General features: G+C 67.1%; 20 protein-coding genes and 1 tRNA gene. 14 read left to right on the top strand and 7 right to left on the bottom strand.

What is annotated here, in order from left to right; translation table 11 throughout:
• Positions 1 to 13: 13 nt before the first annotated feature.
• From AncyloWKF20_RS06945 to AncyloWKF20_RS06935, 3 genes are all read right to left on the bottom strand, one after another.
• Positions 14 to 958 (bottom strand): alpha-E domain-containing protein, encoded by a 945-nt coding sequence (locus AncyloWKF20_RS06945; protein ID WP_279317154.1) that lies wholly within the window; start codon positions 956 to 958, stop codon positions 14 to 16.
• Between the two features lie 13 nt (positions 959 to 971).
• Positions 972 to 1,595, bottom strand: coding sequence for a LysE family translocator (locus AncyloWKF20_RS06940; RefSeq protein ID WP_279317153.1), 624 nt, complete (start codon positions 1,593 to 1,595; stop codon positions 972 to 974).
• 130 nt (positions 1,596 to 1,725) lie between these two features.
• The gene (locus AncyloWKF20_RS06935; RefSeq protein ID WP_279317152.1) at positions 1,726 to 3,147 is read right to left on the bottom strand and encodes a circularly permuted type 2 ATP-grasp protein; all 1,422 of its coding nucleotides are present in this window, start codon (positions 3,145 to 3,147) and stop codon (positions 1,726 to 1,728) included.
• 202 nt (positions 3,148 to 3,349) lie between these two features.
• Here AncyloWKF20_RS06935 and AncyloWKF20_RS06930 point away from each other — a divergent pair, with 202 nt between their 5' ends.
• The 11 genes from AncyloWKF20_RS06930 (at position 3,350) to AncyloWKF20_RS06880 (ending at position 15,620) form a co-directional block, all read left to right on the top strand.
• Positions 3,350 to 4,102 (top strand): molybdopterin-binding protein, encoded by a 753-nt coding sequence (locus AncyloWKF20_RS06930; protein WP_279317151.1) that lies wholly within the window; start codon positions 3,350 to 3,352, stop codon positions 4,100 to 4,102.
• A gap of 71 nt (positions 4,103 to 4,173) precedes the next feature.
• On the top strand, positions 4,174 to 5,196 hold the full coding sequence (locus AncyloWKF20_RS06925) for an ABC transporter substrate-binding protein (protein WP_279317150.1): 1,023 nt from the start codon (positions 4,174 to 4,176) through the stop codon (positions 5,194 to 5,196).
• A 4-nt stretch (positions 5,197 to 5,200) separates the two neighbouring features.
• Positions 5,201 to 6,085 carry an ABC transporter ATP-binding protein gene (locus AncyloWKF20_RS06920; RefSeq protein WP_279317149.1) on the top strand — a complete coding sequence of 295 codons (885 nt, stop codon included), beginning with the start codon at positions 5,201 to 5,203 and terminating at the stop codon, positions 6,083 to 6,085.
• Positions 6,078 to 6,917, top strand: coding sequence for an ABC transporter permease (locus AncyloWKF20_RS06915; protein ID WP_279317148.1), 840 nt, complete (start codon positions 6,078 to 6,080; stop codon positions 6,915 to 6,917). Before AncyloWKF20_RS06920 ends, AncyloWKF20_RS06915 begins: the two co-directional genes overlap by 8 nt.
• Positions 6,918 to 7,042: 125 nt before the next feature.
• A complete protein-coding gene (gene gpt / locus AncyloWKF20_RS06910; RefSeq protein WP_279317147.1) occupies positions 7,043 to 7,549 on the top strand; it encodes a xanthine phosphoribosyltransferase in 507 nt (168 codons plus the stop codon).
• A gap of 16 nt (positions 7,550 to 7,565) precedes the next feature.
• On the top strand, positions 7,566 to 7,958 hold the full coding sequence (locus AncyloWKF20_RS06905) for a hypothetical protein (protein WP_279317146.1): 393 nt from the start codon (positions 7,566 to 7,568) through the stop codon (positions 7,956 to 7,958).
• Between the two features lie 80 nt (positions 7,959 to 8,038).
• Complete coding sequence (locus tag AncyloWKF20_RS06900) at positions 8,039 to 8,449, top strand: DoxX family protein (protein WP_279317145.1); 411 nt, start codon at positions 8,039 to 8,041, stop codon at positions 8,447 to 8,449.
• 25 nt (positions 8,450 to 8,474) lie between these two features.
• The gene (locus AncyloWKF20_RS06895; RefSeq protein ID WP_279317144.1) at positions 8,475 to 10,169 is read left to right on the top strand and encodes a formate--tetrahydrofolate ligase; all 1,695 of its coding nucleotides are present in this window, start codon (positions 8,475 to 8,477) and stop codon (positions 10,167 to 10,169) included.
• Between the two features lie 108 nt (positions 10,170 to 10,277).
• Positions 10,278 to 10,361, top strand: a tRNA-Leu gene (locus tag AncyloWKF20_RS06890).
• A 319-nt stretch (positions 10,362 to 10,680) separates the two neighbouring features.
• Positions 10,681 to 14,511: a trifunctional transcriptional regulator/proline dehydrogenase/L-glutamate gamma-semialdehyde dehydrogenase gene (gene putA / locus AncyloWKF20_RS06885; RefSeq protein WP_279317143.1), complete on the top strand. Its 3,831-nt coding sequence runs from the start codon at positions 10,681 to 10,683 to the stop codon at positions 14,509 to 14,511.
• An 80-nt stretch (positions 14,512 to 14,591) separates the two neighbouring features.
• Complete coding sequence (locus AncyloWKF20_RS06880) at positions 14,592 to 15,620, top strand: LLM class flavin-dependent oxidoreductase (RefSeq protein ID WP_279317141.1); 1,029 nt, start codon at positions 14,592 to 14,594, stop codon at positions 15,618 to 15,620.
• Here AncyloWKF20_RS06880 and AncyloWKF20_RS06875 read toward each other — a convergent pair.
• From AncyloWKF20_RS06875 to AncyloWKF20_RS06865, 3 genes are all read right to left on the bottom strand, one after another.
• A complete protein-coding gene (locus AncyloWKF20_RS06875; RefSeq protein WP_279317140.1) occupies positions 15,617 to 16,543 on the bottom strand; it encodes a DMT family transporter in 927 nt (308 codons plus the stop codon). The two genes, AncyloWKF20_RS06880 and AncyloWKF20_RS06875, sit on opposite strands and share 4 nt — an antisense overlap.
• Before the next feature lie 102 nt (positions 16,544 to 16,645).
• Positions 16,646 to 17,836 carry an FAD-dependent monooxygenase gene (locus tag AncyloWKF20_RS06870; protein ID WP_279317139.1) on the bottom strand — a complete coding sequence of 397 codons (1,191 nt, stop codon included), beginning with the start codon at positions 17,834 to 17,836 and terminating at the stop codon, positions 16,646 to 16,648.
• An 18-nt stretch (positions 17,837 to 17,854) separates the two neighbouring features.
• Complete coding sequence (locus AncyloWKF20_RS06865; RefSeq protein ID WP_267582135.1) at positions 17,855 to 18,103, bottom strand: zinc-finger domain-containing protein; 249 nt, start codon at positions 18,101 to 18,103, stop codon at positions 17,855 to 17,857.
• Positions 18,104 to 18,323: 220 nt separating this feature from the next.
• Between AncyloWKF20_RS06865 and AncyloWKF20_RS06860 the strand changes: the two genes are divergently transcribed.
• Complete coding sequence (locus AncyloWKF20_RS06860) at positions 18,324 to 19,298, top strand: hypothetical protein (RefSeq protein ID WP_279317138.1); 975 nt, start codon at positions 18,324 to 18,326, stop codon at positions 19,296 to 19,298.
• On the opposite strand, the gene AncyloWKF20_RS06855 is transcribed toward AncyloWKF20_RS06860, so the two are convergent.
• Complete coding sequence (locus tag AncyloWKF20_RS06855) at positions 19,287 to 20,402, bottom strand: type I restriction enzyme HsdR N-terminal domain-containing protein (protein WP_279317137.1); 1,116 nt, start codon at positions 20,400 to 20,402, stop codon at positions 19,287 to 19,289. The two genes, AncyloWKF20_RS06860 and AncyloWKF20_RS06855, sit on opposite strands and share 12 nt — an antisense overlap.
• Positions 20,403 to 20,552: 150 nt before the next feature.
• Here AncyloWKF20_RS06855 and AncyloWKF20_RS06850 point away from each other — a divergent pair, with 150 nt between their 5' ends.
• Together AncyloWKF20_RS06850 and cysE are read left to right on the top strand one after the other, a co-directional pair.
• Positions 20,553 to 21,305 (top strand): alpha/beta fold hydrolase, encoded by a 753-nt coding sequence (locus AncyloWKF20_RS06850; protein WP_279317136.1) that lies wholly within the window; start codon positions 20,553 to 20,555, stop codon positions 21,303 to 21,305.
• 289 nt (positions 21,306 to 21,594) lie between these two features.
• Entirely contained in the window at positions 21,595 to 22,443 is an 849-nt protein-coding gene (gene cysE / locus AncyloWKF20_RS06845) for a serine O-acetyltransferase (protein ID WP_279317135.1), read from the top strand.
• The last annotated feature ends 121 nt before the right edge of the window (positions 22,444 to 22,564 follow it).

The raw sequence follows: 22,564 nt of genomic DNA, 5'->3' as shown, positions 1-22,564 counted from the left end.
GGTCGACCCGGAATTACAGGAGATATTGTTCGGCAACGGTCGAACCGAGCCGGTTATTCTCGACGACGAAGCCGTCGATATACTCGTGCAGCCCGGTCTGGAACACGTCCTCCATCCGGCTGTTGCCGAGCCGGGTGAGGGTGGAGCGGGCGAGACGCTGCGCTGTGCCCTGCCGGCCGTAATAGGCGGCGATGTCATCGAGATAGCGCGTGATGTTCTGGTAGCAACTGGTGAGCGAGCGCGGCATCTGCGCGTTGAGGATCAACAGATCCGCCACCAGCCAGGGCTTCACGCTCTCGCGGTAGACCCAGTGGAAGGACGTCAGCGCCGACACCGAGCGCAGGATCGAGGTCCACTGGAAATAGTCGAGCGGCCCGCCGACATGCTCGGAATCCGGCAGCAGCACATGATATTTCACGTCGAGGATGCGCGCCGTGTTGTCCGCGCGCTCGACATACATGCCCACGCGCGAAAACCAGAAGGCGTCATTGCGCAGCATGGTGCGGTAGGCGGCACCGTCGAAGCGCAGCGAGGTCTCCTTCACGAAGGAGAGGAAGCGGGCCAGCTCCTCGCGCGTCATGCTCTTGGTGGAATAGCGCTTCAGCTCCAGCCAGGCGGAGTTGATGGTCTCCCACATCTCGATGGTGAGCGCCGTGCGCACCGAGCGGGCATTGGTGCGGGCGATCTCGAAGCAGTTGCGGATCGAGGAGGGGTTCTCCGGCGCGAAGGCGAGGAAGGAGATGACGTTCTGCTCCGTCGCCTCGTCGCCATGCACCTGCTTGAACAGGTCGGCGCAGCCGGCGGTGAGCAGCGCCGAGCGCCACTCATTGGTCGAGCCGCCATAGGCCGCGGGAAGCTGCGCGAGGCGCTGCGTCACATCGAGAATGCGGGCAAGGCAGTCGGCGCGCTCCATGTAGCGGGCGAGCCAGTAGAGATTGTCGGCTGTGCGAGAAAGCATGGGAACCCGCGTTCTATTTCGCGTTACGCCAGGCGAGCGTCGCGACGCCCGCCCCGATCAGGAGAGTGCCACCGATCCGATTGATGGCGGCGACGATGCGCGGCGTGCCGATGGCGCCGCGCAGCCGGCCCGCAATGAGCGCGTAGCCGAAGGCATTGGTGGCGGCGAGCACGAGGAAGGTGGTCTCGAAGATCGCCATCTGGGTGAGGAAGTCGCCGGCGGGATCGAGGAATTGCGGCAGGAAGGCCACGAAGAAGGTGATGCTCTTCGGGTTCAGCGCGGTGACGATCCAGGCGTGCAGCAACATGCCGAGCGGCCGGCCGGTGGTGCGGGCTTCGCCAATGAGCGGCGTGCCGCCGGCCCGCCAGAGCTTGATGCCGAGCCAGATGAGATAGAGCGCACCGATCCATTTGAGCACGGTGAACAGCGTCGCCGAGGTGGCGAGCAGCGCGCCGAGGCCCAGCATGGAGAGCGTCATCGCGGTGAAGTCGCCGAGCGCGACGCCGGTCGCCACCGGCAGCGCCACCTTGCGGCCCTGGCCGAGCGCATAGGAGACGACGAGCAGGATCGTCGGTCCGGGAATGACCAGAAGGACCGCCGAGGCGGCGACGAAGGCCAGCCATGTTTCAATCGGCATCTGTCTATGCGCTCCCACCCAAGGTCATCCCGGCCGCAGCGAAGCGAAGAGCCGGGATCGTTCACCAGTTAACGGACGATCCCGGATCGGCCTGCGGCCGTCCGGGATGACGGTCAGATCGCAGCCCGCGTCAGCTCTCCTCCAGCACCCAGGTGTCCTTGGTCCCGCCGCCCTGGCTCGAATTCACCACCAGCGAACCTTCCTCGAGCGCGACGCGGGTGAGGCCGCCCGGCACGATGCGGGTGCGGTCGGAGCCGGTGAGCACGAAGGGGCGTAGATCGACATGGCGCGGCGCGATGCCTTCCTCGACGAAGGTCGGGCAGGTGGACAGCGCCAGCGTCGGCTGGGCGATGAAGTTGGTGGGATCTTGCTTCAGCTTGGCGCGGAACAGCTCGATCTGCGCCTTGTCGGCGCGCGGGCCGATCAGCATGCCGTAGCCGCCGGAGCCGTGAACTTCCTTCACCACCAGCTCGTTGAGGTGATCGAGCACATAGTTCAGGTGGTCCGCCTCACGGCAGCGCCAGGTCGGCACGTTTTTCAGCAGCGGCTCCTCGCCGAGATAGAAGCGGATGATCTCGGGCATGTAGCTGTAGACCGCCTTGTCGTCGGCAACGCCGGTGCCGACCGCGTTGGTCAGCGTGACGTTGCCGGCATTATAGGCGCTCATCAGCCCGGGCACGCCGAGCGCGCTGTCCGGCCGGAAGGCGAGGGGGTCGATGAAATCGTCGTCGAGCCGGCGGTAGATCACATCCACCCGGCGCGGGCCCTCGGTGGTGCGCATATAGACCACGTCGTTGCGCACGAAGAGGTCGCGGCCTTCCACCAGTTCCACGCCCAGCTTGTCGGCGAGGAAGGAGTGCTCGTAATAGGCGGAATTGTAGATGCCGGGCGTCAGCACCACCACCACCGGATCGCTCGTCGCCGTGGTCGGGGCGAGCGATTTGAGCGTGGCGAGAAGTTCGTCCGTGTAATTCTCCACCGGCGCGACGCGGTTCTCGGCAAACAGCTCCGGGAAGAGCCGCATCATGATCTCGCGGTTCTCCAGCATGTAGGAGACGCCGGAGGGCGTGCGGGCATTGTCTTCCAGCACGTAGAAGGTGTCAGCGTCCACCCGCACCACGTCGATGCCGGCAATGTGGACGTAAAGGTCGTGCGGCACCTTCTGGCCGTTCATCTCCGGGCGGAACACCGGGTTCTGGTAGACCAGATCCTCGGGCACCACGCCGGCGCGCAGGATGTCGCGCTTGGAGTAGACATCCTTGATGTAGAGGTTGAGCGCCTTGGTGCGCTGCTCCAGGCCCTTGGAAAGCCGCCCCCATTCCCCATTGGTGAGGATGCGGGGGATGATGTCGAAGGGGATCAGCCGTTCCTGCGCGTCGCTGTCGCCATACACCGCGAAGGTGATGCCGATGCGTCGGAAGATGAACTCGGCCTCCTTGCGTCGGTAGTCGAGCACGTCTGGCGGCACATCCTTCAGCCAGCGTGCGAGGGTGGTGTAGGCGGCGCGGATCGAGCCGTCCGCATTGGTCATCTCGTCGAATGCGACGCTCATAGGTGCAAATTCACTCCCCAACTCGTGGAAGTTAGCTACAAACGTCGTGCCAGCGGAAGAGGCGGAACAACCCGGACGGCGAATATCGCCATGGGGCGCGTCAAATGCCTATTTTGCGGGCGTCGTGCCGCTCTATATGGCGGGTGCTGCGATCATTTGCGGCGTTTCTAGGCGCCTTTACGGAAAGCAGGAGTAGAATCGGATGGTCGAGCAGGCAGAGGCGGTGACGGCGGGGCTCCTGGTCATCGGCGACGAGATCCTCTCGGGGCGGACCAAGGACCGCAACATCGGCTATATCGCCGAGTACCTCACCGCCCTCGGCATCGACCTTTCCGAGGTGCGCGTCGTGCCCGACATCGAGGGCGAGATCGTCGCCGCGCTGAACGCCCTGCGCGCCCGCTACACCTATGTGTTCACCACCGGCGGCATCGGGCCGACGCATGACGACATCACCGCCGACGCGGTGGCGAAGGCGTTTGGCGTCACCATCGATGTCGATCCGCGCGCGCGGGCCATGCTGCTGGAGCGCATTCCCGAGGCCGATCTCAATGAGGCGCGGCTGCGCATGGCGCGTATCCCGGCCGGCGCCGCGCTGGTGCCGAACCCGGTCTCCAAGGCGCCGGGCTTCTGGATCGGCAATGTCATCGTCATGGCCGGCGTGCCCACCATCATGCAGGCGATGCTGGACGAGGTGGCACCGAAGCTCACCACCGGCGTGCGCATGCTCTCCCAGACGGTGCCGGCTCATGCCAAGGAAGGCGATATTGGCGGGCCGCTGAAGGAGGTGGCGCTGGCCCATCCGGGCGTGACCATCGGCAGCTACCCGTTCATGGCGGAAGACGGCCGGCCCAACACCAACCTCGTCGTGCGCTCGCGCGACCCCGACCAGCTCGCCGCCGCCGTGGCTGCGGTCGAGACGATGGTGGCGCGGGTGCGGGCGGGCCTGTCAGCGTAGTAGGTAAAGTCTATTGACTTGGTAGACGAAACCACGACATTCGTCTCCACCTCGTTGAGATGGAGACATTCATGCGCTTCCGCGCTTTTGCCCGCGCTGCCGCACTGGCGGCGCTCACCACGTCGATCGTGCTCACCGGCACGCTGGGCGGCACGCCGGCGCAGGCCGAGACCAACCAGCTTCGCATCGCCCAGCAGTTCGGCATCGCCTTCCTGCCGCTGATCGTCGCCAAGGAGCAGCAGCTCATCGAGACCAAGGCCGCCGCCGCCGGCGTGCCGGATCTCAAGGTCGAGTGGCTGCGCCTCTCCGGCGCCGCCGCGATGAATGACGCGCTGATCTCCGGCGGGCTGGATTTCGCCACGGCGGGCGTCGCCCCGGCCATTCTCACCTGGGACAAGACGCGCGGCAAAGTCGATATCGTGCTGATCTCCTCGCTCGGCTCGATGCCGAACGTGCTCACCACGAACAATCCGAATGTGAAGACTATCAAGGACTTCACCGACACTGACCGCATCGCGCTGCCCTCGGTGAAGGTCGGCTTCCAGCCGATCGTGCTGCAGATCGCCGCCGACAAGGCCTTTGGCCAGTATGACAAGCTCGACCATCTGACGGTGAGCCTGCCGCATCCCGACGCGACCACGGCCATCCTGTCGGGCACGGGCGGCATCACCGCCCATTTCACCTCGCCGCCCTTCGTCCAGCAGCAGCTGGCGAGCGACAAGGTCCATGCCGTGCTGAACAGCTATGACGTGCTCGGCGGGCCGCACACGTTCAACGTGGTCTACGGCACCAAGAAGTTCGCCACCGACAACCCCAAGACGGTCGCCGCCTTCGTCGCCGCGCTCGACGAGGCCAATGCCTGGATCAAGGCCAACCCCGCCGAGGCCGCCAAGCTCTACATCAAGGCGGAAAACTCCAAGCTCGATCCGGCGCTGATCGAGAGCATCATTCGCGACCCGCAGATCAACTTCACCACCGTGCCCGAGCGCGTCGACGTCTTCACCGAGTTCGAGTACCGCATCGGCCTGATCAAGCAGAAGCCGGGCTGGAAAGAGCTGTTCCAGTCGGGCCTGCATGATCGCGGTGGGAGCTGAGCTGATGGCGCTCACGCCGGACCGCGCCGCGCCCGAGACCCCGCCATCCCTTTCGGCACAGCGGGCACCGACCCGTCCGGCGCTCGATGTCGATCGGGTGAGCCTGCGCTACGCGACCGAGGCCGGCGTGGTGACGGCGGTGGAGGATGTGTCCTTCACCATCGCCACGGGTGAGCGGCTGGCGCTGCTCGGGCCCTCCGGCTGTGGCAAGTCCACGCTGCTGCGCGCGGTGGGTGGCTTCATCAAGCTCGCCGCCGGCGAAATCCGCCTGAACGGTCAGGCGGTGCGCGGGCCGGGGCCGGACCGCATGGTGGTGTTCCAGGAGTTCGACCAGCTTCTGCCGTGGCGCACGGTGAGCGGCAATATCAGCTTCGCGCTGCGCCGGGCGCGGGGCCTGTCGAAGGCCGAGGCGCGCGAACGGGCCTTGCACTGGGCCGAGCGCGTCGGCCTTGGCGCCTTCGCCGATGCCTATCCACACACGCTCTCCGGCGGCATGAAGCAGCGCGTGGCGATTGCCCGCGCCTTCGCCGTGCAGCCGGCCATCCTGCTGATGGACGAGCCCTTCGCCGCGCTCGACGCGCTGTCGCGCCGGCGGATGCAGGACGAGTTGCTGGCGCTGTGCGAGGAAACCGGCGCGACCTGTCTTTTCGTCACCCATGGCATCGACGAGGCGCTGCATGTCGGCACGCGGGTGCTGGTGATGACGCCGCATCCTGGGCGGCTGAGTGCCGAATACATCGTGCCCGATGCCGCCCGCCGGCGCGGCAGCCCCGCCTTCGGCGCGCTCGAGGCCGACATCCAGTCGCGCATTTTCGGTGGGCAGCGTCCGCCCCCGAGCGAGGATGCCGACGCTGTTCACCGGCTCACCGACGAGATTGCCCATGTCTGACACGTCCCTTTCTGCGTCGCCAGTGTCGCGCGGGCCGGTTGTGGAGCCATTGCGGCGGCCGCTGGCGCTGGGCGCCGGGGCGCGCAAGGCGATCATCCTTGTCGCGCTGGCGCTCGGCTGGGAGGCCTATGCCCGCTGGCTCGGCAATTCGCTGCTGCTGCCGACCTTCCTCGAGACGCTGCAGGCGCTGTGGGACACCACGCGCACGGGGGAATTGCCGGACCGTGTCCTGGCCTCGCTCATCGTGCTGCTGTCGGGCTATGGCATCGGCGTCGCCATCGCCGCGCTCATCACCGCGCTGGCGGCGCTCAGTCGCTGGGGCGAGAGCCTGCTCGGCCTGCTCACCTCCATGTTCAACCCGCTGCCGGCCATCGCGCTGCTGCCGGTGGCGCTGCTGTGGTTTGGTGTGGGAACCTCCAGCCTCGTCTTCGTCATCGTCCATGCGGTGCTCTGGCCGCTGGCGCTGGCCTGCCATACCGGCTTTCGCGCGGTGCCGCCGACGCTACGCATGGCCGGCCGCAATATCGGCCTGTCCGGCCCCTCCTATGTGATCGCGCTGCTGGTGCCGGCCGCGCTGCCGCACATTCTTTCGGGGCTGAGGCTCGGCTGGGCCTTCGCCTGGCGCACCCTCATCGCCGCCGAGATGGTGTTCGGTGCCAGCGCGCGCGCCGGCGGGCTCGGCTGGTTCATCTTCACCAACCGTGCCCAGCTTGAGACGGCCAATGTCTTTGCCGGGCTGCTCGCCGTCATCCTCATCGGTCTTCTGGTCGAGGCGCTGATCTTTACCACCATCACCCGGCTCACCGTGCAGCGCTGGGGACAGGATACGTAACGCACCGGCAGCGGCGCGCTACCGCCGCTAAGGCGGGGAATTCTGCCCGGCGGCACTGGAGAAGCCGGCGCGCTCAAGCTAATGCTCTCGGTAAAGTCGCCCTTGCCGCCGGGATGCACGCTACGATGTCCGACGACCGCCAGAACAAGGCCTTCCCCGTTTCCTGGGACCAGTTCCACCGCGACGCCCGCGCGCTTGCCTGGCGGCTCGCCGGGGCGGGGCCCTTTGTCGGCATTGTCTGCATCACCCGCGGCGGCCTCGTGCCCGCCGCCATCGTGGCGCGCGAGCTGGGCATAAGGCTCATCGAGAGCGTCTGCATCGCCAGCTATCACGACTACAAGAACCAGGGCGAGACCGAGGTCATCAAGCCCATCGCGCAGGTCGTGCTGGACGCGGCCGGGCCGGGCGGGCAGGGGCTTCTGGTGATCGACGATCTCGTCGATACCGGCTCCACCGCCAAGGTGGTGCGCGCCATGCTGCCCAACGCGCATTTCGCCACCGTCTATGCAAAGCCGGCAGGACGGCCGATCATCGACACCTTCATCACGGAAGTGAGCCAGGACACCTGGATCTATTTCCCGTGGGACATGGGGCTCAGCTTCCAGCCGCCGATCCGCGACGGCGTCGCCTGAGCACGAGGAGAACATCATGGCCGGCCCGGACGACATCATCGAGGACGACGAGAGCGACGCGGCCTATGACGAGGCCTTCGATACCCACCGCACGGCGCTCTATGAGCAGCTGCTTGCCTATGCCGACGAGCATGATCTGAGCGACGGCTTCATCGCCGATCTCGTGGCTGATCTCAGCCTCTCCCTGCGCATGGTCGCCTATGCCTCGGAGACCGAGAAGCCTTCCGTCGGCGGCCTGCGGCTCGATCTCGACCGCTACGCCCGCGAGCTCGGTGAAGCGGTGCGCGAGGCCAAGAAGCACGGCGCCGATTTCATTTCCGAAGCCAAGGCCGCGCGTGAGCGCGAGGAGGCGGAAGGGGAGGAGGAAGCCGAGGATCAGGACGGCGAGGGTGGCGGGCGTCCGCAGTAGTGGTGTCAGGGTGTGGATCGTCACGCGCGCGTGATTGAGCTATCCCAGAGGTGCGGCACTCACCTTAAGGAAAGCTACCGATGACGCCGGCGATCATCTCAACCATCCTGCGTGCTTCCGCGACCGCATTCGTCGCTCGCTTCCTGCTGGTCTTCATGTTTCTCGGCAGTGGCATCAACAAGCTGACCGATTTCGCCGGCGCCCAGGCGGAGATGGCCCATTTCGGCCTGAACCCGCCTTGGCTGTTTGCGGTGCTGACCATCCTCACCCAACTCGGCGGCGGGCTGCTCATTCTGCTCAACCGCGCCACCTGGCTCGGTGCGGGGGCACTCGCCGCCTTCACCGCCCTCACCATCCCGATCGCGCATCATTTCTGGTCCATGGAAGGGCCGATGGCGCAGGTCGAGTTTTACTTCGTCATGGAGCATCTGTCAGTTCTCGGCGGCATGCTGCTCGTTGCTATCCTTGCCGAGCGGATGCGAGCCGCCTGACCGGCTTTTCTCAACGGGAGCCCCGATGAACACCGCCGTGCGCACGATCGACCCCAACAGCGATGCCGCCATCGCCGCCGGCGTCGAGCCGCGTCCGATCGAGGAGATCGGCGCCCGGCTCGGCGTGCCGGACGCGGCGCTCTACCGCTATGGCCCGCACAAGGCCAAGATCGCCCTTGGCTTCGCCCGCGAGGCGGCGGCAAGGGCCGATGGACGGCTGGTCCTGGTGACGGCGATCAACCCGACGCCGGCGGGTGAGGGCAAGACCACCACGACCATCGGCCTTGGCGACGCGCTGGCGCGTGCCGGCAAGAGCGTCGCCATTGCGCTGCGCGAGCCAAGCCTCGGTCCTGTCTTCGGCTCGAAGGGGGGCGCGACGGGCGGCGGCCATGCGCAGATCGTGCCGATGCAGGACATCAACCTGCATTTCACCGGTGATTTCCACGCCATCACCGCCGCGCATAATCTGCTCGCCGCGGCCATCGACAACCACATCTACTGGGGCAATGAGCTCGACATCGACCAGCGCCGCATCAGCTGGCGTCGCGTGGTCGATCTCAACGATCGGGCGCTGCGCAGCGTCATCGTCGGTCTTGGCGGGCCGGGCAACGGCTTCCCGCGCGAGGATGGCTTCGACATCACTGTCGCCTCCGAAGTGATGGCGATCTTCTGCCTCGCCCGCTCGCTGGACGACCTTGAGGAGCGGCTCGGCCGCATGGTGGTGGCGCAGACCCGCACCCGCCAGCCGGTCACCGCCGGTCAGCTGAAGATCACCGGCGCCATGACGGCGCTGCTGCGTGATGCCTTTCAACCCAATCTTGTGCAGACGCTGGAGGCGACGCCCGCTCTCGTTCATGGCGGCCCCTTCGCCAATATCGCCCATGGCTGCAATTCGGTGATCGCGACCCGTGCCGCGCTGGGTCTGGCCGATTATGTCGTTACGGAAGCCGGCTTCGGCGCCGATCTCGGGGCGGAGAAGTTCCTCGACATCAAATGTCGCCAGGCTGGGCTCACGCCCCGCGCGGTGGTGATCGTGGCGACCGTGCGTGCGCTGAAGATGCATGGCGGCGTTGCCCAGAAGGATCTCGGGCCGGAGAATGTCGAGGCGGTCAGCCGCGGCACCGGCAATCTTGTGCGCCATATCGAGAACATGAAGGCCTTTGGCCTGCCAGCGGTGGTCGCTATCAACCGGTTCACCGGCGACACGCCGGCCGAGATTGCGGCCATCGAGGCCGCATGTGCGGCGGTTGGCGCCAGCGTGCATCTGTGCTCGCACTGGGCCGAGGGCTCGGCCGGGGCGCTGGCGTTGGCGCAGGAGGTGGTCCGCCTCGCCGAAGGGCCGTCCGCGTTCCGCCCGCTCTATGAGAGCGACCTGCCGCTGACCGAGAAGATCGACACCATCGCCCGACGCATCTACCGCGCCGGCTCGGTCGCCATTGAGCCCGGCGCGCTGAAGAAGCTCGCTGAGTTCGAGGCCATGGGCTATGGCGACCTGCCGATCTGCATGGCGAAGACACCTTACAGCTTCTCGGCCGATCCCACGCGGCGCGGTACGCCGGAAGGCTTCGTGCTGCCGATCCGTGAGGTGCGCCTTTCCGCCGGTGCCGGCTTCGTCGTCGCCCTCGCTGGTGAGGTGATGACCATGCCGGGCCTGCCCTCGCGCCCGGCGGCGGAGAACATCTTCGTCGACGAGACCGGCTTCATCGGTGGGGTTTTCTGAGGCGAACGCGCGGGCCGGGTACTTGCCCGGCTCTGCCTGTGGGCGGTGCGATGCCGACGCGGCGCCCGTCTCGCCTCATCCGCCAGCTTGGGCTAAGACGAAGACGGCGGCCGCCTGCTGAAACTGGTAGACAGACCCGACTTAAAATCGGGAGCCTCTGGCGTGCGGGTTCGAGTCCCGCGGCGGCCACCATTTCCCGTGAGGCGGAATGCCACCGTGCCCCTTGACGGGGTCTCACGACGCCGGCATAGGGCGAGCCCTTCTCCATCCCTCGATTTTTCCGTCCGACAGCGCGTTCAGCGCCTCGACGCGCCGGTGCGCACCCGGCCGAACACGCCCCGTTCGGCCGAAATCCCGCGTTGGCGCCACCGATCGTGGCGAGGCAGTAGCCCTGTGCGCGGCGGGCGGTTATCGCAAGGCGCAACCCATATTGATGGAGGTTGCACCTTGTGGTATTGGAGGGCAACTGCTGCTCCAACCCTCATCTTGTCTCCATTCAAGGGTCCTGCCCATGTCCGCCACCACCATCGGCGTGAAGATTGATGACGAGCTCCGCGCCCGGCTGAAAGCCGCGGCGGAGCAGCAGGGTTGCACCCCTCACGCGCTGGTCAAGCAGGCGATCGTCCATGCGGTCGGGCGCGTCGAACTCGGGTTGCAACCGCAGGCGGAGGAGCCGGTCGGGGCGGGATTGGCGCGGCTGGAGGAGGGGGCGGCGAGCCCGTTCCTGCCTTTTGCCCGCGCTGTGCAGCCACAAGGCGTGCTGCGCGCCCGCATCAGCGGCGCCTACCGCATGCCGGAGACCGAGGCGGTGCCGCAGTTGATCGGCGCGGCCGAGCTTCCCGCGCCCCGCGCCGAGGCGGCGAAGACGCGGGCGCGCGGGCTGGTTGAGACGCTCCGGGCGAAGGGGCAGAAGGGGGCCGTGGAAGGGCTCATCCACGAATATTCGCTGTCGAGCCAGGAAGGCGTCGCGCTGATGTGCCTGGCCGAGGCGCTGCTGCGCATCCCCGACCGGGCGACACGCGACGCGCTGATCCGCGACAAGATCGGCAAGGGCGATTGGCAGTCGCATCTCGGCCATAGCCCCTCGCTCTTCGTGAATGCCGCGACCTGGGGCCTTGTCCTCACCGGCAAGCTGACGACCACCTCGAGCGAGGTCGGTCTCACCGGCGCGCTGACCAAGCTCATCGGCCGGGGCGGCGAACCGGTCATCCGCAAGGGTGTCGATGTCGCCATGCGGATGATGGGCGAGCAGTTCGTCACCGGCCAGACCATCTCCGAGGCGCTGGCCAATTCCCGCCGCATGGAGGCGAAGGGGTTCCGCTATTCCTTCGACATGCTGGGCGAGGCGGCCACCACCGAGGCCGATGCGCGGCGCTATTACGCCGATTACGAGCAGGCGATCCACGCCATCGGCAAGGCGTCGGCCGGGCGCGGCATCTATGAAGGTCCGGGTATCTCGATCAAGCTCTCGGCGCTGCACCCACGTTACAGCCGCGCGCAATATGACCGCGTTATCAAGGAGTTGCTGCCGCGTGTTGCCGCGTTGGCGAAGCTGGCGCGCCAGTACGACATCGGTCTCAACATCGACGCCGAGGAGGCCGACCGGCTTGAGATATCGCTCGACCTGCTCGAAGCGCTGTGTTTCGATGAGGGGCTAAGTGGTTGGAATGGCATCGGTTTCGTGATCCAGGCCTACCAGAAGCGCTGCCCTTATGTGATTGATTACCTCATCGACCTCGCGCGCCGCTCGAACCACCGGCTGATGATCCGGCTGGTGAAGGGGGCTTATTGGGACAGCGAGATCAAGCGGGCGCAGGTGGATGGGCTGGAGGGCTTTCCCGTCTATACCCGCAAGGTCCACACCGACATTTCCTACCTCGCCTGCGCCCGCAAGCTGCTCGCGGCGCCCGACGCGGTGTTCCCGCAATTTGCCACCCACAACGCCCAGACGCTCGCCACCGTCATGGAAATGGCGGGCGCCAACTATTATGCCGGGCAATATGAATTTCAGTGCCTGCACGGCATGGGCGAGCCGCTCTATGAGGAGGTGGTGGGCCGCGAGAAGCTGGGTCGGCCCTGCCGCGTCTATGCCCCCGTGGGGACGCATGAGACGCTGCTGGCCTATCTCGTGCGCCGCCTGCTGGAGAACGGCGCCAACTCTTCCTTCGTGAACCGGATCGCCGATGAGACCGTGCCGGTCGAGGAGCTGATCGAGAGCCCGGTCGAGGTCGCCCGCCGTATCGAGCCGCTGGGCGCGCCGCACCCGCGCATTGCCGCCCCTGCCGATCTGTTCGGCGAGGCGCGCCGCAACTCGGCGGGGCTCGACCTGTCCAATGAGCAGCGTCTGGCGTCCCTTGCCGCCGCCTTGCTGGCCGGAAGCGCCGCGCCGTCGCGCGCCGTGCCGCTCCTCGGCGATGGCCCGGCGGAGGGTCTCGCGCGCCCCGTCACCAATCCCGCCGACCGGCGCGACACGGTCGGCACGGTGGAGGAGGCGACGCCCGCCGTGGTCGCCCGCGCCATGGAAATCGCCCACGCCCATGCGCCGATCTGGCAGTCGACCCCGCCGTCCGAGCGCGCGGCATGCCTGATGCGCGCGGCCGAGATCATGGAGTCGCGGCTGCCCGCGCTTCTGGGCCTCATCGTGCGCGAGGCCGGGAAATCCTTCCCGAACGCCATTGGCGAAGTGCGCGAAGCTGTTGATTTCCTGCGCTATTACGCGGCTGAGGTGCGGGCGCATTTTGCCGCCGAGACCCACCGTCCGCTGGGTCCCGTGGTCTGCATCAGCCCGTGGAACTTCCCGCTCGCCATCTTTACCGGGCAAGTCGCCGCTGCGCTTGCCGCCGGCAATGCGGTGGTGGCCAAACCGGCCGAGGAGACGCCGCTGATCGCCGCGGCGGCGGTCGAGATCCTGCGCGAGGCCGGCGTGCCGGCCGGCGCGGTGCAGCTTGTGCCGGGTGCGGGCGATGTCGGCGCGGCGCTGGTTGGCGATGCCCGCACGCGCGGCGTCATGTTCACCGGATCGACGGAGGTGGCGCGGCTGATCCAGCGCCAGCTCGCCGGCCGGCTGAGCCCGGAGGGGCGCACCATCCCGCTGATCGCCGAAACCGGCGGGCAGAACGCGATGATCGTCGATTCCTCGGCGCTGGCCGAGCAGGTGGTGGCGGATGTGATCGCCTCGGCCTTCGATTCTGCCGGCCAGCGCTGCTCGGCGCTGCGCATCCTGTGCCTGCAGGAGGACGTGGCCGAGCGCATTCTGGAGATGCTGCGCGGCGCGCTGAAGGAGCTGGTGGTGGGCAATCCCGTCCATCTGGCCACCGATATCGGGCCGGTCATCAGCAATGAGGCGCGCGCGACCATCGAGGCGCATGTCCAGCGCATGCGCAAGGCCGGCCATCGCGTGGAGCAGGTCGAGCTGGCGGAAGCCACGCGCCATGGCAGCTTCGTGCCGCCGACCCTGATCGAGCTCGACGACATCGCCGCGCTCACCCGCGAGGTGTTCGGCCCGGTGCTGCATGTGGTGCGCTACCGGCGCGAGGATCTCGACGCGCTGATCGCCGCCATCAATGCCACGGGCTATGGCCTCACCTTCGGCCTGCACACCCGCATCGACGAGACCATCGCCCATGTCACCCGGCGAATCGAGGCCGGCAATCTCTATGTGAACCGCAATGTCATTGGTGCCGTCGTCGGCGTGCAGCCCTTTGGCGGCCATGGGCTTTCAGGCACGGGGCCGAAGGCGGGCGGGCCGCTCTATCTCGGCCGCTTGCTGGCGATGCGGCCGGAGGGCTCGCCGATCACGGGCATCGCGCCAGAGCCGGCACGGCTATGGACGGATTTCGTCAGCCGGCCGGAGACTCGCGAGGCCTGTGGCCGGGTGCTGGCCGCCACGCCCTTCGGCGTCACGCGCGAACTGGCGGGGCCGGTGGGCGAGCGCAATCTCTATGAACTGAGCCCGCGCGGAACAGTGCTCTGCCTTGCCGCAACCGAGCACGGGCTCGCCGTGCAGATCGCCAGCGCCCTCGCCACCGGCAACAAGGTGCTGCTGCAGGGCGCGGCTCTGCCGGCGCTGCCGGCCGGCCTCGAGGCGTCTTTCGCGCTCACCGAGAGGCTGGAGGGCGCCGCTTTCGACGCGGTACTGTTTGAGGGCGACAGCGACGCGCTGATCCGCCGCAACCAGCAGCTCGCCGAACGCGAGGGGCCCCTCGTCATGGTGCATGGCACGACAGCCGAGGCGCTGGGGCGCGGCGAGTTCTACCCGCTGGAGCTTCTGATGCTGGAGCGCTCGATCAGCACCAACACGGCGGCGGCCGGCGGCAATGCCAGCCTCATGAGCATTGGCTGAGGCAAGGGCGGCGCATCTTCCCCGGCGGTCACCCATGGGAAACGCCTTGCGCGGGGGCGGGCGGCACCTAAGTGAGAGGGATGTCCCAGCTCCACGATATCCCTCTCTCCGTGCTCGACCTGTCCTTTGTCGCCGAGGGCGGCACGGGGCCGGAGGCGCTGCGCGGCACGCTCGATCTCGCCCGCCATGTCGATGCGCTCGGCTATGAGCGTTTCTGGGTGGCGGAGCATCACAATCTCCCCTCCGTCGCCTCCGGTGCGCCGGATGTCATGGCCGGGCAGATCCTCGCCGCGACCACACGCATCCGCGCCGGCTCCGGCGGTGTCATGCTACCTAATCACGCGCCACTGATGGTCGCCGAGCGCTTCAAGGTGCTGGAGGCGCTGTATCCCGACCGGGTGGATCTCGGCCTTGGCCGCGCGCCGGGCACCGACCAGCTCACCTCCCACGCGCTGCGCCGGCGGCAGGATGTCGATCCCGGGGACGATTTCCTCGACCGGCTGAAGGAGCTGATGCTGTGGGATACCGGCCGCTGGCCGGCCGATCACCCCTACCGCAACATCCAGGTCATGCCGGTGGATGTGCGCCTGCCGCCGATCTGGCTGCTCGGCTCCTCTGGCTACAGCGCGCGCCTTGCCGCGCAGATCGGCGTCGGCTTCGCCTTCGCCCATCATTTCGCGCAGCATGATGTGCTGGACGCCATGCTGAGTTACCGGGCGGGCTTTCAGCCGTCCGAGCGGCTGGCGGCGCCCCACGCCATTCTGGCGCTCTCCGTCGTCTGCGCGCCGACCGATGAGGAAGCCGAATGGCTGGCGGGGAGCGTCGATCTCGCCCATTTGCGGCGGGCAAGGGGCGATTACCGGCCCATTCCGAGCGCGGAGGACGCGGCTTCGTTCCCCTATAGCGAACAGGACCGCGCCTTCATCCGTCGCAACCGGGAGAAGGTGCTGGTGGGCGGACCGGACCGGGTGGCGGAGGGCTTGCAACGCTACCTTGATACCACCAAGGCGGATGAGTTGATGATCACCACGCCCATTCCCGACGCCGCGGCCCGCAAGCGCTCCTACACGCTGGTCAAGGCGCTGCAGGCGGTGGCGGTCGCCGCCTAGACAGGTCGTGCAGCGGGTGCGCGCGTTGGGCGCGTCACCAGCCAGATGCCGAGCGCAATGGGCGCAATGCCGAGGAAATCGAGCGGCGGCACGACTTCCCCGAGCAGCAGCCAGCCGAAGAACAGGCCGAGCGGCGGCATCAGGAAGTGCAGGCTGGAGGCCGCCGTCGCGCTGGAGCGGGTGAGCAGATAGAACCACAGGCCGTAGCCGCCGATGGAGACGGCGACGACCAGAAAGGCGAGGCCGCCGAACAGGTTGGCGGTGAAGCGGATATCACCGAGGCTCTCCGTCGCCAGCGCCACGGGAACCAGCGCCAGCCCGCCCGCCAGGCACTGCACGGCATTGCCGGTCCACACCCCGCCGCGCGGCGCGAAATATTTGAAGGCGAGCGTGCCGGCCGAGAGCGCCGTGACGCCGCCGGCGATCAGCAGCGTGCCCGCCAGCGTCTCATGCGCGTCGGCGAGGCGGGAGCGCAGGACGATGACCACGCCGATGAGGCCGAGCGCGATGCCCGCCCATTTGGTCAGGTTCATCCGCTCGCCCAGCACCGGCCCGGCGAACAGCGCAACCACCAGTGGCAGGCAGCTGGTGAGCACGGCGGTGTAGGCCGAGGAGGTGAAGGTCAGCGCGGTCCAGTTCAGCCCGAGATAGACCGCGTTGTTGAGGATGCCAATGCCGATCAGCGCCACCACATCGCGCCGGCGCATGGCCGGCCGGCCATCCATGAGGAACGCCAGCGCCAGCATCAGGCTGCCGGCGATGAGCAGGCGCGTCGCCAGCAGGATCAGCGGCGGGCAATCGGCCAGCGCCAGCTTCGCCCCGGCAAAGGCCGAGGACCAGAGCACGCAGAACACCGCGACCAGCAGCGGCAGGGGCAGAAAACTGCGCGCGGGGGCGGCGAGGGAGGGCGTGGCGGCTTGCATGGTCGGTCTCCGGCAGGCGTGAGAAGACCCTAGCCACGTGCTGCCGGATCGGAAAACGAGATGTTTTCATGGGGGGCATGAGCAAAGCCGATCTTTGCTCGCTTAGCCCGCCAGTGTCGGCTCCCAGCCATAGATCCAGCGGTAGCGCTCCAGCACCGCCTCGCCCGCGCGGGCGCGCATGACGAGATCGCGGGCGATCCGCGCCGGGCCTGAGAGGTGATAGATGCGGTCCATGCCGCGCGCGGCGGTCTGGATGCGCGCGGTGCGTGGCCGGCGCAGCGCCTCGTAGTGGCGCAGGCTCGCGGGAATATCGGGCCCCGCCTTCAGGCAGGCGGCGAGAATCACCGCGTCTTCGATCGCCTGCGCCGCGCCCTGGGCGAGGAAGGGACACATGGCGTGGGCGGCGTCGCCCAGCAGCGTCACCGGCCCGGCACCCCAGGCGGCGAGCGGGTCGAGATCGAACAGCGCCCAGCGCAGCCAGCTCTTCGGGGCGCCGAGCAGCGCCTGCGCGTCGTCGCCCCAGTCGCTGTAATGGCTGAGTAATTCCTGCGGTGCGGCGGGAATGCCCCAGCCATGGGTCTTGCGGGCATCCGGCGTAATGGCGACGAGGTTGATCGCCGCGCCCGCCTTCACCGGATAGGAGACGAGATGCGCCCCCGGCCCGAGCCAGAGCCGCGTCACCGGGTCGGTGAGGCGGGCCGGCAGCGCGCTGAGGGGAATCGTCGCCCGCCAGGCGGCGCGGCCGCGGAAGGACGGGGCAACGCCGGGATGCAGCAGGCCACGCACGGCTGAGCGCAGCCCATCGGCGCCGATCAGCGCGCGCGCATGGACGGATTCGCTGGTCTCGCCCTGCTCGGCCTGCACGGCGATGCCGTCGGAAAGGGCGGTGAAGCCGTCAATCTTGCGCCCGAGCCTTATGTCGATGGCGGGATGGGCGCGCGCGGCTTCGGCGAGGGCGGCTTGCAGATCGGCGCGGTGGATGACCAGGAAGGGGCCGCCGAAGCGGGCCTCGGCGCTCGCGCCCATCGGCGCGCTGGTGAGCCGGCGCCCGCTGCGCCCGTCGATCACCGCGAAACCGGTGGGCTCCACGGCGACGGCACGCACGCGCTCATAGACGCCGAGCGCCTTGAGGCAGCGCGTGGCGTTGGCGGCGAGCTGCACCCCCGCGCCGACCTCCTCGATGGCGGCGGCGCGTTCCAGAATGGTAATTTTATACCCAGCTTGCGCCAGGGCGAGCGCCGCCGTGAGCCCGCCAATGCCGGCCCCGGCGACGACAAGATGTTCCGCAGCCATGATGGCGTCCGCGGCCGCTCAGGCCGCGGCCGGAGCCTCGTAGAGCGCGCCCGGCGGGTTCGATTCGGTGCCGTGCAGATGGTGGTCGTACGCGTAGAGGGTCGAGCAATAGGGGCAGATGATCTCGTCATCCGAGCCCATATCGAGGAAGACATGCGGGTGATCGAAGGGCGGCCGCGCCCCGACACACATGAACTCCTTGGCGCCGATGGAGATTTTCGGCACGCCGGCCGAATTGTGGAAGTGGGGAACGACGTGGCCCGCCATGATTTTCCGTCCGCGCTCGTGATGGGATCGCGCGGAACATAGCCGCTGGCGGCGCCGGGTCCAAGAGGCAACGATGCGGCAACGACGTGGCAAGCCACATGCCGAGGCGTGCGAGCGGTAAAGCCTTGTGGATCAACGGCTAAAGGAGGGCTCCTTGGCCGCGCCACAATGGTGGTGCATCACCTTGGGGCACGTTGCGTGCGTCACCCCCTCGAGTGCCATGCGCCGACTTTTCGCCGCCGCCGCCTTCCTTCTCGCCTTTGCCGGCGCCGCGCACTGGGTGCTGCCGGTGGGGGAGTATTATTATACCCTGATCCTGGCGCAGGACGATGCCGCGCGCCTTGCCGACCTTCAGCTTTCCACCGTTCTCGACGCTGGGCGGGTCGAGGCGGAAATCGCCACAGCGCTGGACCGGGACGATACGGAACTGGCGACGAGTTTTCTGGAGCTGGCCGATTCCCGCCACCTCCCGGTGAGCGAGGAATTGCGCGCGCGGGTTGCAGCGTCGGGCGGCGCGGTGCCGCGCGCGGCGCGTGATTTCGGCGTCGGTCTGGTGACCGGTGAGGTGGACAGTCAGGCCAGTCTGGCCGGATCCATCGCGGGCGACCTGACGGTTTGGGGCGATGTGCGCGACCTCGGCCGGCAGGCGATTCACTGGGCGCGCGGTGAGCCTGTGGACGAATTCATGGTGGCACTCGCCGGTGCCGGCATCGTCGCCACAGGTGCAACCTATGCCGCCTTCGGGGCGCCACTCACGCTGCGCGCCGGCCTCAGCGTGGTGAAGGGGGCCCGCCGCGCCGGAGCGCTTGGCGGGCGTTTCGCCGCCCATCTGATCGATGCCGCCCGTAGCGGGCGGAAGGTGCAGGCGGCGGGCGCGCTGGTCGATGTCGGCCGCGCTTCGACCAAGGCCGGCACGCGGGCGACGCTCGCCGGCCTCACCCATGTGGATGACGCGGCGGGCGCCGCGCGGCTGGCCCGGCTGGCCGATGTGAAGGGCGGCAAGACGCTGGCCATCGTCAAAGTGCTCGGCCGTGGCGCGCTGTTCCTCACCGAGGCGGTCGCCAAGCTCGCCTTGTGGGTCATCGCGGCCATCGTTAACCTGATCGGGCTCATCTCCTCCTTCAACGCCTTCGTGGTCGCGCTGGTGCGGCCGCTGTGGAGACGGCCGCGGGTGGGGCTGTGTTCATTGGCCTGAGACGCGGCGTTCAAACAAAGCTCGGAGTCGGTCATCAACGAGAGCAAGATCGGTAACCGGGCCGCCCTCGCCACCATCGGCGATGGCAAAGCGAATTGTGCCGTCGCGGTTCTCAAGGATATCGAGAAGTCGCCCCTTGCGCTCCTGGATATAAAACACGGCCATCTTTCCCTGATAATCACGATACGCAATCTTGCCGATCGCGTCGAAAAGATCATCGCGGCCAGCGGCAAGATAAGCCAAGCGACGCCTCACGGATTCAAAAGCGCGTAACTCGTTCTCGCTGGTGGCACGTTGTTCGGCTTGAACAGGTGATGTCTCCATCGGCACCTGCTCGACCTCCGGACGCGCCGGTGCTTTTGGCGGGGTTGATGTAATATCCAGGCGCTTCAGCACATTACTGGTGAACACGTCGTCGAACGCCGATTTTGCAATGGCGCGATAGCCCTCAACGGCGTTCAGGCGGACATGCTTTATGTCGACTTCTTTTAGTAGAAAACGTGTAAATTCGACGCTAGGAGCAAGAAATTGTTCCGATATATAATCGAAAAATGCACGGTATGTAATCGAACGTCGTGCGTTTTCTGATATTGTGTCAGGGTCAAATCGTGTCTTGGTGAAATCATAGAGGCCGCTGATGAGGGTTTCAGTGAGCTGAGCTTTCCCGACTTTGTCAAAATCGACAAGCAAGAATGGCTCATCATCCATCATATTAGGTTCTTGTGAGTCCACAAAAAATTCATAGACGATCCCATCGGTCAGCACGCCGAGTTTTACGGTGCGTGAAGCATTGAAGTATGCCTTGAGTTGACCGCGGTCATCCTTCCGACCGTTTCCAACGCTTTTGCATTCAACCGCGATGACCGGCTTCAGATCCTTAAGCACGGCGTAATCGACACGGTTGCGGTACTTGTCGGAAAAGTCAGCAGCATGTTCTGCTGCCACCTCAGTCGGATCGCGATCATCATAGCCGAGGATAGAAATGAAAGGCAGCACCAGTGCGACCTTGGTCTGCTCCTCGTTATGAATATGACCGCGAACCCTCTGAACACGCTCGGCGAATGCCAATAGTGCCGTACGAAACTCGTCGATCGTCTGTGCCATGCCACCACGCCCCCATAGGTAGCGTAATCTAGGTGTGTTTCCCTTCGTCACGCAATCTAAAGTCTACGGTCACAAAAGCCGGGCTGGTCCTTGGCAGGATGGGTCCGGCTCTCTAGCTTTCCGGCACTTTTCGCCGGAGCCGCCTCGCCCATGCCGACCTTCCATCACGACGGAATCGACTTCGCCTATCTCGATGAGGGGCAGGGCGAGCCGATCCTGCTCATTCATGGCTTTGCCTCGACCAAGGAGATCAACTGGGTCGGGCCGGGCTGGGTGACGGCGCTGACCGGGGCCGGGCGGCGGGTGATCGCGCTGGATAATCGCGGCCATGGCGCCTCCGGCAAGGTGTATGAGCGCGACGCCTATGATCCCGGCGTGATGGCGCGCGACGCGCTGGCATTGCTCGACCATCTCGCCATCCCCCGCGCCGATGTGATGGGCTATTCCATGGGCGGGCGCATTGGCGCCTGCCTCGCGCTGCTGGCGCCGGAGCGGGTGCGCACGCTGATCCTCGGCGGCATCGGCATCCATCTGGTCGAAGGGGCAGGGCTTCCGGTCACCGTGGCGGAGGCGCTGCTGGCGCCGAGCCTTGACGATGTGACCGATCCGGTTGGGCGCACCTTTCGCGCCTTTGCCGAGCAGACCGGCAGCGACCGGCAGGCACTGGCCGCCTGCATCTATGGCTCGCGCCGCACGCTGACGCGCGAGGAGGTCGGCCGCATAACGGTTCCGACGCTGATCGCGGTCGGCACGCGGGACGAGGTGTCAGGCGCCGCCGCCCCGCTCGCCGCGCTCATTCCCGGCGCGCGGGTCGCGGACATTCCCGGGCGCGACCATATGCGGGCCGTCGGCGACCGCGTTTACAAGGACGCGGCGCTCGCTTTCCTTGCCGAGGTGCATTGATCGGACGCGCGACATGGCGACCCGGCGGCGCGATTTGCGGCGCCGGTGATCGACATGAAAACCCCGTGAAACCAAGGATTTGATAGGGGTAACGTGGCCCGCCGTTTCGGTGTGGCCGGAGGGGCGGCCTCGGCCGCTTCGCCCTCCGATGGCGACTCGCGTTTTTTGCAGAATCGCAACGAACCCCCGCATGGGATCACCCCTCCCGCTGTGCTAGGCTGCGCCTAACTCGGGTAAAACGCCGGCAGAGGGTCCACCCGATGGATCCGTGACCGGTGAGGGAAAGATCATGGCGCAGAATACCCTTCAGCGTGTCGCGGCGGCGCGCCCGCTCGACAAGCTCGACCCGGTCTGGTCGCGCATTCGCGACGAGGCCGAGGCCATTGTCGAGCATGAGCCGGCGCTCGCCAGCTTCGTCCATTCCAGCGTGCTCTATCACCCTTCGCTGGAAGAGGCGGTCGGCCACCGCATCGCCCAGCGGCTTGACCATGACGACATGCCGAGCCACCTCATCCGCCAGGCCTTTCGTGAGGCGGTGACGGATGACCCGGAGATCGGCCTCGCCATCCGCGCCGACATTCTCGCGGTCTGCGACCGCGATCCCGCGACGGAGCGGGCGGTGGATCCGCTGCTCTATTACAAGGGCTTCCACGCCATCCAGACCCATCGCCTGGCGCATTGGCTGCTCCGGCACAAGCGAAAGGATTTCGCGCTCTATCTGCAGAGCCGGGCCTCGGTGGTGTTCCAGGTCGACATCAACCCCGCCGCCGTGTTCGGGCGCGGCATCTTCTTCGATCACGCGACCGGCATCGTCGTCGGCGAGACGGCGGTGATCGAGGATAATGTGTCGATCCTGCAGGGCGTGACGCTCGGCGGCACCGGCAAGGAGCATGGCGACCGCCACCCGAAGATCCGCCGCGGCGTGCTGATTGGCGCCGGGGCCAAGGTGCTCGGCAATATCGAGGTGGGCAATTGTGCGCGCGTGGCGGCCGGCTCCGTCGTGCTCAAGCCTGTGCCGGCGGCGACGACGGTGGCCGGCGTGCCGGCGCGGATAGTGGGCGCCGGCAACTGCGCGGAGCCCTCGCGCAGCATGGACCAGATGTTCGACGACCTTCCCTTCCTCGGCGAGGCGATCTGAGGCCGGCGATCTGACGCCCTATCCCGGCAGGCATCGCGATCCGGGATAGGCCGCGCATCGCCCGTGCGGCGGGTTGCACAGCGGCGCCCGGCATGGCAAGCCTGCCGCCCAACCCACCCTT

This window comes from Ancylobacter sp. WKF20 (assembly GCF_029760895.1).
In the GTDB taxonomy this organism is placed as follows: domain Bacteria; phylum Pseudomonadota; class Alphaproteobacteria; order Rhizobiales; family Xanthobacteraceae; genus Ancylobacter.
This window is presented reverse-complemented; position numbering and strand designations above follow the sequence as displayed.